The organism is Kribbella sp. NPDC002412, assembly GCF_053592935.1.
This window is the reverse complement of record NZ_JBSFBL010000006.1, coordinates 206,065-217,022: the sequence shown is the minus strand read 5'-3', so window position 1 is coordinate 217,022 and position 10,958 is coordinate 206,065. Positions and strand designations below refer to the sequence as shown.

The following is a 10,958-nucleotide window of genomic DNA, read 5'->3' as shown; positions in this document are numbered from 1 at the left end:
GCCGTCGCGCCCGCGATCGCCCGGGAGGCGAACAGGTTCCTGGCCCGGCTGGGTCTCGGGCAGGCCGGTGTGCTGCGGTTCGCCACCACGCACACGGTGCGCCGCCGGCTCGCCGCCGAGCACGCGCCGAACCTGCTGGCCCTGCTGTCGTCACGACGCTCCGTGATCGCCCGCCGCGCCCAGCTGGCGCGGCCGCTGCCGGTCGACCCCGCCGACGTCAGCTACCCGGCGGCGCCGGAATCAGCTGGCACGTGATCCGGGCGGTGCACACCCGCTTGTCCCGCTCGTCGGTGATGACCACCTCGTACGACGTCGTCGTACGGCCGAGGTAGATCGGGGTGGCGACGCCGGTGACCACGCCGTCGCGGACCGCGCGGTGGTGGGTGGCGTTGATGTCGACCCCGACCGCGACCTTGTCGTAGGCCGCCGCGTGCAGGGCCGAGCCGATCGAGCCGAGGCTCTCGGCCAGGACGCAGGACGCGCCGCCGTGCAGCAGTCCGTACGGCTGGGTGTTGCCCTTGACCGGCATGGTGGCGACGATCCGCTCGGGAGCGGCCTCCTTGACCACGATGCCCATCAGACTCAGCAGGGTGCCTTCGGTGCCCATCCCGGGGCCCAGATCCATGGCGTCATCACTCACATGCGCAGACTACGTCAGGAGCTGTGACAGAACTGTCGGCAGGAACCACTAGAGTCGGTACGTGGCTCCAGAAACCAACACCTCGACGATGACCAAGGACACCCCGCAGCCGGGCGCCGGCCGGCCGCGGATCCTGCTGCTGGACGGGCACTCGCTGGCGTACCGGGCGTTCTACGCGCTGCCGGTGGAGAACTTCTCCACCACCACCGGGCAGCACACCAACGCGGTGTACGGGTTCACCTCGATGCTGATCAACATGCTCCGCGACGAGCAGCCCACCCATGTCTGCGTCGCCTTCGACGTGTCCCGCAAGACCTTCCGCTCCGAGCAGTACGCCGAGTACAAGGCGGGCCGGTCGAAGTCGCCGGACGAGTTCAAGGGGCAGGTCTCGCTGGTCAAGGAGGTGCTCGAGGCGCTCCGGATCCCGACCACCGAGATCGACGGCTGGGAGGCCGACGACGTCATCGCGACGCTGGCCACGCAGGCGGCCGAGCAGGGCTTCGAGGTGCTGATCAGCAGCGGTGACCGGGACGCGTTCCAGCTGGTCAGCGAGGACGTCACGGTGCTGTACCCGAAGCGCGGCGTGTCCGAGATCGCCCGGATGGACCCGGCCGCGGTCGAGGAGAAGTACGGCGTGACCCCGCGGCTGTACCCGGATCTCGCGGCCCTGGTGGGGGAGTCCAGCGACAACCTGCCGGGTGTGCCCGGGGTCGGTCCGAAGACGGCGGCGAAGTGGCTGAACCAGTTCGGCTCGCTGAACGACGTGGTCGACCGGGTGAACGAGATCAAGGGCAAGGCGGGCGAGTCGCTGCGCGAGCACCTGGCCGACGTGATCCGGAACCGGCAGATCAACGAGCTGGTCCGCGACCTGACCCTGGACGTCACTGTGGACGACCTGGTCCGCACACCGTGGGACCGGGAGAAGGTGCACACGCTGTTCGACAGCCTGGAGTTCCGGGTGCTGCGCGAGCGGCTGGTCGCCGAGCACGAGGAGGTCGACGCGACCGTCGACCACGGCTTCGAGCTCGACGGCGTGCAGCTGAAGCCCGGTGAGGTCGCCGGCTGGCTCAAGGAGCACGTGAGCGGCGGTGAGCGGGTCGGCGTCGCGGTGCAGGGCAGCTGGGGTCGCGGCACCGGCGAGATCACCGGCTTGGCGCTGGCGAACACCTCGGGTGCGGCGGCCTGGTTCGACCCGACCACGCTGACGGCGGACGACGACGCGGCCTGGCAGGCCTGGCTCGCGGATCCGAAGCAGCCGAAGGCACTGCACGACGCGAAGGGCCCGCTGCTCGGCTTCCTGGAGCGCGGCTGGTCGCTGGCCGGGCTGAGCTCGGACACCCAGCTCAGCGCGTATCTGGCCCGGCCGGACCAGCGGTCGTACGACCTGGCCGACCTGACCGTCCGCTACCTCAAGCGCGAGCTGCGCAACGAGGAGGCCGACAACGGCCAGCTCAGCTTCGACGACGTCGAGGGCGGCCCGGCCGCGGACCACACGATGCTGCGCGCCCGGGCGATCGCCGACCTGGCCGACACCCTGGACGCCGAGCTGGAGAAGCAGGCCGGGACGGCGCTGCTGGCCGACGTCGAGCTGCCGCTGATCGACGTCATCGCCGGCATGGAGCGGGACGGGATCGCCGTCGACCGCCCGTACCTCGAGGAGCTCGAAGCGCGGTTCGCCACCGGGGTCCGGGAGGCCGCGACGTCGGCGTACGAGGTGATCGGCAAGGAGATCAACCTCGGGTCGCCGAAACAGCTGCAGGTGGTGCTGTTCGACGAGTTGCAGATGCCGAAGACGAAGCGCACCAAGACCGGCTACACCACGGACGCGGACTCGCTGCAGGCGTTGTTCGAGAAGACCGAGCACCCGTTCCTGGCGTACCTGCTGGCGCACCGGGACGCGACCCGGCTGCGGCAGACGGTCGAGGGGCTGCTGAAGACGATCAGCCCGAAGGACGGCCGGATCCACACCACGTTCAACCAGACCATCGCGGCGACCGGCCGGCTCAGCTCGACCGACCCGAACCTGCAGAACATCCCGATCCGGACCGAGGAGGGCCGCCGGATCCGGCAGGCGTTCGTCGTCGGGGAGGGCAACGAGTCGCTGATGTCGGCCGACTACAGCCAGATCGAGATGCGGATCATGGCGCACGTGTCCGCCGACGAGGGGCTGATCTCCGCGTTCAACTCGGGGATGGACTTCCACTCGGTGACCGCGTCCCGGGTGTTCTCGGTGGAGCCGTCGGAGGTCACGCAGGAGCAGCGGGCCAAGATCAAGGCGATGAACTACGGTCTCGCCTACGGCCTGTCGGCGTACGGGCTGAGCCAGCAGCTGAAGATCGGGGTGGACGAGGCGAAGGGGTTGATGGACGAGTACTTCGAGCGCTTCGGCGGCGTCCGCGACTACCTGCGCAGTATCGTCATCGACGCCGGCAAGAGCGGCTACACCGAGACGATCCTGGGCCGCCGGCGCTACCTGCCGGACCTGACCAGCGACAACCGGCAGCGCCGCGAGATGGCAGAGCGGATGGCGCTGAACGCCCCGATCCAGGGCTCGGCCGCGGACGTGATCAAGATGGCGATGCTGAAGGTCGACGCGTCGCTGCGCGAGTCCGGCCTGAAGTCGCGGATGCTGCTCCAGGTGCACGACGAGCTCGTCTTCGAGATCGCCCCGGGTGAGCGCGAGCCGCTCGAGGAGCTGGTCCGCCGCGACATGGGCCACGCCGTCGACATGGCCGTCCCCCTCGACGTCTCGGTCGGCGTCGGCCGCACCTGGCACGAGGCGGCACACTGACCTGACGGTGCTCCAGAGGTCCGACGTCAACTGGTAGAGCGCTTGAGCCGCGAGGCCGGCCTCAACGAACGTGAATTGCGTGACGTGCGTCTCGCGCTCAGGCGTTAGCCGCGGGCGAAGACCGGGGTCGGGTCGGGGGAGAGGGCGTTGACGATCGCCTGCTGTTCGTGGGGAGACAGCGGGGGAAGGTCCGACAGCGGGAACCAGGCGACCTCCAGCGACTCGTCGTCGTTGACGCGAGGGTCGCCATGCAGTGGGCGGCAGCGGAAGCAGAGGTCGAGGAACTGGACCTGGTCGCCGTTCGGGTAGCTGGACGGCGGCAGCGACTCCACGCTGATCAGGCGTTCCACCTCGACGGTGACCGCGGTCTCCTCCTGGATCTCCCGGACCAGGGCGACCGCCGGCTGCTCACCGGGCTCGAGGATGCCGGCGACCAGAGCCCAGCGGCCGTCGTCCGCACGCCGTACCAGCAGCACCTGCTCGGCGTCGTCCAGGACCACGCCGCTGATGCCGGTGAGCCACAGCAGGTCGTGGCCGATCTTCTCGCGGAGCTCGAGGATGAACTTCGGGGTCGCCATGGTGTGAACCCTATAGAAGCCGGGAAGACCCCTTAGTTTCCGCAAGAAAGTTGACCGCGGAACAGCAAAGGCAAGCGTTTTCCACGCAAGACACGGACAGTGCCGACTCGGTCCCGGTCAGTTAAGAGCGAACCCTTCCGAAGTCATCCGATCTGTGCCATTCTCCCGCCAAAGATCCGAGATCCTATCGGATATTTCGTCTCTTCTGTCCTAGACCGCCTTGGAGGACCCCATGCCGAAGAACGTTGCCGGGCCGACGGGACTCAGCCGTCGATCACTCATCGCCGGCGCGCTCGGACTGACCGCCGCGACCGCCGGTGGAGGTCTGCTCAGTGGCTGCAGCAGCTCGGGGAACGCGAGTGGCGCCGCCGGTGCCGCCGCGGGCCAGGCCGCCGCCCCCAGCGTCACGCTCGGGCCGAAACTGGCGGGGGTGCTGTACCCGGACGGCTACGTCGGCCCGGTGGCCCGTGAGCACAAGCTGCTCACCAACGAGAAGGTCACCTTCAAGATCGTGGTCAAGCAGGACGTGACGATCGGCGACTGGAAGACGAACGCCTTCACCAAGTGGCTGGAGCAGAAGACCAACGTTCACATCGAGTGGAGCCAGATCGGTGGCACCGACGACGACGTGATGACGAAGGTGAACGCGATGATCGCGGCCGGCGACATCCCGGACGCCTTCATGGGGATCGACTTCAGCCGCTCCCAGCTGTTCCTGTACGGCTCGCAAGGCCTGTTCGCCGACGTCGACCAGTACATCGACGGGTACGCGCTCAACCTGCAGCAGGCCATGAAGGACTACCCGGACGCGCGCAAGCTGGTGCAGGCGCCGGACAAGAAGATCTACTCGTTCCCGAACATCAACGACTGCTACCACTGCCGGGCCAGTGCCGGCCGGTCGTTCCTGAACACCAAGTGGATCAAGCAGGTCGGTCTGGCCATGCCGAAGACCACCGACGAGTTCCTCGAGGTGATGCGCGCGTTCAAGAAGGCGGACCTGGCCGGCAACGGCCGGACCATCCCGTTCGCCGGCTACAAGGACGCCAAGATCGATCCGTTCTTCATGAACGCGTTCCTCTACAACCCTGGCGACCCGTGGCTGGTCGTCAAGGACGGCAAGGTCGACGTCACCTTCAACAAGGACGAGTGGCGCGAGGGCCTGAAGTACATGAACACCCTGTACGGCGAGGGTCTGATCAACCGCGACGTGTTCACCGCCGACGAGGACCAGTTGCAGCGGTACGGCAACGCCCCGGGCAAGCCACTCATCGGGGGCGCCCGGGTGAACTACTGGGGCAACTTCGTCGACATCGACCAGAAGGACCCGAACGCCCGGTGGCGTGAGTACGAGGCGTGCCCGCCGCTGGAGGGACCGAACAAGGTCCGGTACGCGGCCTGGGACTACCTGAACGTAGGCGTCGAAGTGTCCCAGCTGGTGATCACCAAGAAGTGCGCCAAGCCGGAGCTCCTGGTCCAGTGGGCGGACGCGCAGCTGGAGCTGGAGGCGATCCTGCGTGCGTACGCGGGTCCGCAGTTCGCGTGGGCGAAGAAGGGTGAGCTCGGTATCAACGGCAAGCAGGCCGTCTACGGCTACGCGGCCACCTGGAACACCTCGAAGAACATCAGCTGGAGCCAGGACAACCCGATGTACCGCTCCCAGGACTTCCGCCTGAGCGAGCGGGTGGACCCGAAGGATCTCACCTTCGAGCAGCCGCTCTACCAGCAGACCAAGGACAGCTACTTCCCCTACAAGCAGCCGCAGGACCTGCAGTTCCCGCCGGTCACCTTGGACCAGGACCAGGCCGCGCAGGAGGCCGAGCTGAAGACCAACCTCGCGGGCGAGGTGGAGCAGTCGTTCGCCAAGTTCCTCACCGGGCAGCTCGACCCGAACGACGACGCCGCGTGGAACGACTACAAGGACCGGGTCGAGAAGATCGGTGTGAAGCCCTATCTCGAGCTGCAGCAGGCCGCCTACGAGACCTACAACTCATGACCGCCACCCCAACGCTGCCGCCGGACGAGAAGCGGATGGCGGTCGGGGCGCCGATCCAGGACACCCGGGGCGACAAGATCGCGCTGGCGTGCATCTACACCGCGCTCGGACTGTTCTGCCTGGCGGTGCTGTACCCGATCGTCTACGTCCTGAGCGCCTCGGTCAGCAACACGAAGCGGGTGGCGGCCGGTGAGGTCTGGTTGTGGCCGGTCGGCTTCACCCTGGACGCGTACAAGGCGATCTTCGACTACGACGCGATCGTCAGCAGCTTCGGCAACTCCGTGTACTACGCGGTGGTCGGAGCGGTCGTGGCCACGGTCCTCACACTGCTGGCGGCGTACCCACTGTCCCGGAAGGGGCTGCCGGGCAAGGGCTTCGTCATGGCCGCGTTCGTGTTCACGATGATGTTCAGCGGCGGCATGATCCCGACGTACCTGGTGGTGGACCAGCTGGGCCTGCTGAACACGCGGTGGGCGATGATCCTGCCGACCGCGCTGGCGGTCTGGAACGTGATCATCACCCGGACCTACTTCATGGTCACGATCCCGGAGGAGCTGGTCGAGGCCGGCAAGGTGGACGGCTGCAGCGACTTCGGGTTCTTCTGGCGGGTCGTGCTGCCGCTGAGCAAGCCGATCATCGCGGTGAACCTGCTGTTCTACGCGGTCGGGCAGTGGAACTCGTTCTTCAACGCGCTGATCTACCTGACCAACGAGCACCTGTTCCCGTTGCAGGTGGTGCTGCGGCAGATCCTGATCCAGACCAAGGTCGATCCGTCCCAGATGCCCGACACGAGCAAGCTGGCGCAGCTGAAGGAGCTGCAGCAGCAGCTGAAGTACTCGCTGATCGTGATCGGCATGATTCCGCCGTTGCTGGTCTACCCCTTCGTGCAGAAGCACTTCGTCAAGGGGGCCATGATCGGCTCGCTGAAGGGGTGACGAGATGACTGCTTCGACGGAAACCCGCGTCCAGCCCACCGCCAAGCCGCCGGCCCGGCACCAATCGCCGGGCCGGAAGAAGCGCCGTGCCAAGGAGCCGAAGCCTTCGGTCCGGCTGGGCATCCGGATGCGCCGGAACTGGCAGCTGTACGCGATGCTGGCGCTGCCGCTGATCTGGCTGGCGATCTTCGCCTACTGGCCGATGTACGGCGTCGTCATCGCCTTCAAGGACTACAACGTGGTGTCCGGGATCTGGGGCAGCCCGTGGGCCGGTTTCAAGTACTTCGACCGGTTCATCGAGTCGTACCAGTTCTGGAAGCTGATCAAGAACACCGTCTACCTGCACGTGTACGAACTGGTCGCGACGTTCCCGTTGCCGATCATCCTCGCGCTCTGCCTGAACACGGTCCGGAAGAAGTGGTTCAGCCGGTCGGCTCAGCTGATCACCTACGCGCCGCACTTCATCTCGACCGTGGTCGTGGTCGGCCTGATCGTCGTGCTGACGAACCCGAACACCGGGGTCTCGAACCAGCTGCTCGGCGTGTTCGGCATCGCGCCGGTCGACCTGATGGGTGACTCCGGGATGTTCCGGCACCTGTACGTGTGGTCGGGTGCGTGGCAGACGATGGGCTTCAGCGCGATCATCTACCTGGCCGCACTGACCAGCGTGCCGCCGGAGCTGCACGAGGCGGCGATCGTGGACGGCGCCTCGCGGCTGCGGCGGATGTGGCACATCGACCTGCCGGCGATCGTGCCGGTCGCGGTCATCCTGCTGATCCTGAACATCGGCTCGATCCTGTCGGTCGGGTTCGAGAAGGTGCTGCTGATGCAGAACAGCCTGAACCTCGACACCGCCGAAGTGATCGACACCTACGTGTACAAGATCGGTCTGGCCTCGGCGGTGCCGCAGTTCAGCTACGCGACCGCGATCGGGTTGTTCAGATCGGTGATCGGGTTGGTGCTGCTGGTGCTGGCGAACACCTTCGCCCGCCGCTTCGCCAAGTCGAGCCTCTGGTGAGTCAGTTGCTGTCGGTGGTCTGGCGGTGCAGTCCGGCCGCCAGAGCCACCGACAGCAGTACGGCGCAGCCGCTGGTCATTGCCACCAGCACCTTCACGCCGGCCATGCCGGTGGCGATGTCGGTGCCGAGGACGATCCCGGCGCCGATCGCGAGCACGACCAGGCCGATCCAGATCAGCAACGCGGCCCGCTTCTCCTGCTGAGCGATCGCGGCGTAGACGACCAGCTGCAGTACGGCGTACGCCGAGCCGGAGATCGCGAACAGCCAGGTGTACGGACCGAGTGGCGCGTAGTGCTCCTTGCCGCCGATCACGGCCACAACCAGGTCGGGCAACAGCAGTGCGCCGAGCACTGTGCACACACCGAGCCCCGCAACGGCCTGGATCGCCCGGCGCAGGCGGATCGTGTCGCCAGGGGAGCTGGCCAGCGACGGGAACACGATGACGATCACGAACTGCGGCAGGAACAGGCAGGCCTTGGCCACGATCACACCGGCCGCGTAGTACCCGCTGTGCCGGCCGTCGAGCAGTGCACGGGCGAACAGCACGTCGGCGTTGGCGATCGCGAAGAACGCGAGCAGCGTGTGCGTGCCGTGCACCGTCTCCCGCAGTACGTCCTTGACCTGCGCGGACGTACCGCCATTCGACCCACGCAGCAGGAAGCCACCCAGCAAGGCCGGTACTGCGGCTCCCAGCGCGAGACCGGCCATGGCTGCATTCAGGGACGGGTGGATGAGCAGCGCGCCGCCGCCCAGCAGCAGCCGCCCGACACCGACCGCGGTGTAGACGCCGGCGAGCTCGGTCCAGCGTTGACTGCCCTGGAGTACGCCGAGCTGCGAACCCATCAGCGTGAGACAACCGAGAGTGGGAGCGAGCAGCAGGATCGCGACCACGGAGTCGATGTGCAGCAGCCAGATGAACAGCGGCGTCGCCAGCAGGCAGACGACCGTCAGTCCGAGTGCGGCCCGGCGGCCTGCCTTCAGCATGGCGTCGGCCAGCACCTCGGCGCCCGTGCCGCTGTGGGTGGCGAGCTGGCGGGCGCCGGTCGCCTGCAGTCCGAGTGACGCGACGTTCCCGATCAGCAGCAGTCCGAGCAGCGCGGTGATGGCGCCGAACTGCTCCGGCACCAGCCGGTGGACGCAAATCAAGGTGAAACCGTAGGCGGCGACGTTCATGATGGCCATGCCGACGGCGACGACCGTCGCGCTGCGCAGGAAAGCGAGTCGCGGTGCCTTGGGCTCTTGCTCAGGGGTGGTCTCTGCGCTCATGCTCTACTGCCTTGTGAGGGAGCTACGGAGGGAGAGGTGGTCATGTCAGAACGTGCCGTGCGCGTTCTGTCCTGGCTGTGGCCTGTCCTGCTCACCCTGTTGATCACTGCTCCGCTACTCGCTCCGGGCTACGTGGTCGGCTACGACATGGTGTTCGTGCCGGACCTCACGGTACGACTTGACCTGTTCGGTGTCACAACGGCCATGCCACGAGCGGTCCCGTCGGACGTGCTCGTCGCCGTACTGGACGAGGTGGTCGGTGGCCAGGTGCTGAACAAGGTCGTCCTGGTGGCCATCCCGCTGCTGTCCGGGCTGGGCATGACGGCGCTGTGGCGTGAGCTCCGGCTCGGCGCCGCACTGCCCGGTGCCGCGGCCGTCACCCTCTTCGTCTGGAACCCGTTCGTCGCCGAGCGCCTCCGCCTCGGCGCCTGGGCCCTCCTACTCGGGTACGCCGCTCTGCCGTGGCTCGTGCGGTCCGCACTGCGACTGCGGAAGGGGACAGGGTGGCCGGGCTTCCTCCTGGCCTCCGCAGGCTGCGCGCTGACCGCATCCGGGGGAATCGTCGGCCTGCTGGTCGCCGGGCTCATCCTGCTGTGGCCGGGGCGTCGCGTGGTCTGGCCGCTCGGTGCGGCGGTGCTGCTCAACGCTCCCTGGTTGGTGGCAGGCCTTGTGCACGGCGGCAGTGCCACGGTCGACCCCGCCTCGGTGACGGCGTTTGCGGCTCGCAACGAGGGCTATGGGGGAGCGCTGCCGACGCTGCTCACGCTCGGCGGTGTCTGGAACGCCGACGTTGTCCCCGGCAACCGAGGCGACCTGCTGCCGGTCATCTTCGCGTTCATCATGCTGCTCATGTCGCTCGCAGGTGTCGTGCTCTGGTGGCGGCAGGACCGCATCGTCGGCGCACTGGTCGTGGCAGCGGTCGTCGCCTTGCTGGTGGGCATGGCCGGTGTCGTCGCGCCGGGTGCCTTCGCGGAGGTCGTGGCCAACGTCCCCGGCGCCGGCCTGTTCCGCGACGGCCAGCGCTACCTGGGTCCGCTCGTGTTGCTCGAGTCGATCGGCTTCGGTGTGGCTGTCCATGCGCTGCTGCAGCGCGTCCCACTGCACCGGGTCGTGGGGGTGACCGCCGTACTGCTGCCGATCGCGGCGCTGCCTGCGCTGGCGGGTGGGGCCGGGCTCAAGGTGTCGAACTACCCGGCGGAGTGGGTGCGGGCGCAGCAGGCTCTGGCCGGGCCGTTCATCCCGTGGCCGTTCGAGTCCTACCGGGCGCCGGTCTGGAACGACCGCCGTCCGGTGCTGGACCCGATGCCGCGGTACTTCGACCAGCCCGCGGTCGTTCCAGACGAGCTCATCGTCGCCGGCCACCGCCTGGCCGGCGAGGACGCACGCGCTACCGCAGTGGCGACAGCAGTCCGTACGGCGATGCGCGACGGGGCCGACCCGACTCCGGCGCTCCTGCAACAGGGCGTCGGCTGGCTCGTCTACGACCGTGATGCCGGCGGAGCGCCACCGCGCGACTCGATCCACGGACTGACCGAGGTCTACTCAGCGATGACGGTGAGCGTTTACCGCTTGGCCGGAACCCCTGTCCCACAACACGATCCGCCGTGGCGCGTCGCCGTCGTACTGGCCGCGTGGGCGGTCGCCGGGGTGACCCTGGCGGCCGCCCTGGCCGGTCTGGTGAACCGTCGCTCCATGGTCTGGCGGAGTCGCTGAGCGGTTGTTACTCTTCGGTTCAC

Annotated in this window: 8 protein-coding genes and 1 pseudogene; 6 read left to right on the top strand and 3 right to left on the bottom strand. The window is 67.7% G+C overall.

Annotated elements, in window-relative coordinates:
• Positions 1-255, top strand: a pseudogene (locus ACWCOV_RS07505) (GNAT family N-acetyltransferase); the annotation flags it as partial.
• On the opposite strand, the gene ACWCOV_RS07500 reads toward ACWCOV_RS07505, so the two are convergent.
• Positions 218-625 carry a hotdog fold thioesterase gene (locus ACWCOV_RS07500; RefSeq protein ID WP_449828400.1) on the bottom strand — a complete coding sequence of 136 codons (408 nt, stop codon included), beginning with the start codon at positions 623-625 and terminating at the stop codon, positions 218-220. The pseudogene ACWCOV_RS07505 and the gene ACWCOV_RS07500 sit on opposite strands and share 38 nt — an antisense overlap.
• A 103-nt stretch (positions 626-728) precedes the next feature.
• Between ACWCOV_RS07500 and polA the strand changes: the two genes are divergently transcribed.
• A complete protein-coding gene (polA, locus tag ACWCOV_RS07495) occupies positions 729-3,431 on the top strand; it encodes a DNA polymerase I (RefSeq protein ID WP_449828399.1) in 2,703 nt (900 codons plus the stop codon).
• 104 nt (positions 3,432-3,535) lie between these two features.
• Here the strand turns inward: polA and ACWCOV_RS07490 are convergent, their stop codons facing one another.
• Positions 3,536-4,009 (bottom strand): NUDIX hydrolase, encoded by a 474-nt coding sequence (locus ACWCOV_RS07490; RefSeq protein ID WP_449828392.1) that lies wholly within the window; start codon positions 4,007-4,009, stop codon positions 3,536-3,538.
• A gap of 232 nt (positions 4,010-4,241) precedes the next feature.
• Here ACWCOV_RS07490 and ACWCOV_RS07485 point away from each other — a divergent pair, with 232 nt between their 5' ends.
• The 3 genes from ACWCOV_RS07485 to ACWCOV_RS07475 are packed head-to-tail and all read left to right on the top strand — an operon-like array spanning position 4,242 to position 7,955.
• The gene (locus ACWCOV_RS07485) at positions 4,242-6,002 is read left to right on the top strand and encodes an extracellular solute-binding protein (RefSeq protein WP_449828391.1); all 1,761 of its coding nucleotides are present in this window, start codon (positions 4,242-4,244) and stop codon (positions 6,000-6,002) included.
• A complete protein-coding gene (locus ACWCOV_RS07480) occupies positions 5,999-6,937 on the top strand; it encodes a carbohydrate ABC transporter permease (protein ID WP_449828390.1) in 939 nt (312 codons plus the stop codon). The genes ACWCOV_RS07485 and ACWCOV_RS07480 overlap by 4 nt, the downstream gene beginning before the upstream one ends.
• A gap of 4 nt (positions 6,938-6,941) precedes the next feature.
• Positions 6,942-7,955, top strand: a complete 1,014-nt coding sequence (locus ACWCOV_RS07475; protein ID WP_449828389.1) for an ABC transporter permease — start codon at positions 6,942-6,944, stop codon at positions 7,953-7,955.
• Between the two features lies 1 nt (position 7,956).
• Here the strand turns inward: ACWCOV_RS07475 and ACWCOV_RS07470 are convergent, their stop codons facing one another.
• On the bottom strand, positions 7,957-9,222 hold the full coding sequence (locus ACWCOV_RS07470; RefSeq protein WP_449828388.1) for a polysaccharide biosynthesis protein: 1,266 nt from the start codon (positions 9,220-9,222) through the stop codon (positions 7,957-7,959).
• A 42-nt stretch (positions 9,223-9,264) separates the two neighbouring features.
• Here ACWCOV_RS07470 and ACWCOV_RS07465 point away from each other — a divergent pair, with 42 nt between their 5' ends.
• A complete protein-coding gene (locus ACWCOV_RS07465; RefSeq protein WP_449828387.1) occupies positions 9,265-10,935 on the top strand; it encodes a hypothetical protein in 1,671 nt (556 codons plus the stop codon).
• The last annotated feature ends 23 nt before the right edge of the window (positions 10,936-10,958 follow it).

Bases quoted from the DNA above. Each gene is read 5' to 3' on its own strand.
- ACWCOV_RS07500 (WP_449828400.1), bottom strand. From the start codon at position 625: ATGGATCTGGGCCCCGGGATGGGCACCGAAGGCACCCTGCTGAGTCTG.
- polA (WP_449828399.1), top strand. From the start codon at position 729: ATGACCAAGGACACCCCGCAGCCGGGCGCCGGCCGGCCGCGGATCCTG.
- ACWCOV_RS07490 (WP_449828392.1), bottom strand. From the start codon at position 4,009: ATGGCGACCCCGAAGTTCATCCTCGAGCTCCGCGAGAAGATCGGCCAC.
- ACWCOV_RS07485 (WP_449828391.1), top strand. From the start codon at position 4,242: ATGCCGAAGAACGTTGCCGGGCCGACGGGACTCAGCCGTCGATCACTC.
- ACWCOV_RS07480 (WP_449828390.1), top strand. From the start codon at position 5,999: ATGACCGCCACCCCAACGCTGCCGCCGGACGAGAAGCGGATGGCGGTC.
- ACWCOV_RS07475 (WP_449828389.1), top strand. From the start codon at position 6,942: ATGACTGCTTCGACGGAAACCCGCGTCCAGCCCACCGCCAAGCCGCCG.
- ACWCOV_RS07470 (WP_449828388.1), bottom strand. From the start codon at position 9,222: ATGAGCGCAGAGACCACCCCTGAGCAAGAGCCCAAGGCACCGCGACTC.
- ACWCOV_RS07465 (WP_449828387.1), top strand. From the start codon at position 9,265: ATGTCAGAACGTGCCGTGCGCGTTCTGTCCTGGCTGTGGCCTGTCCTG.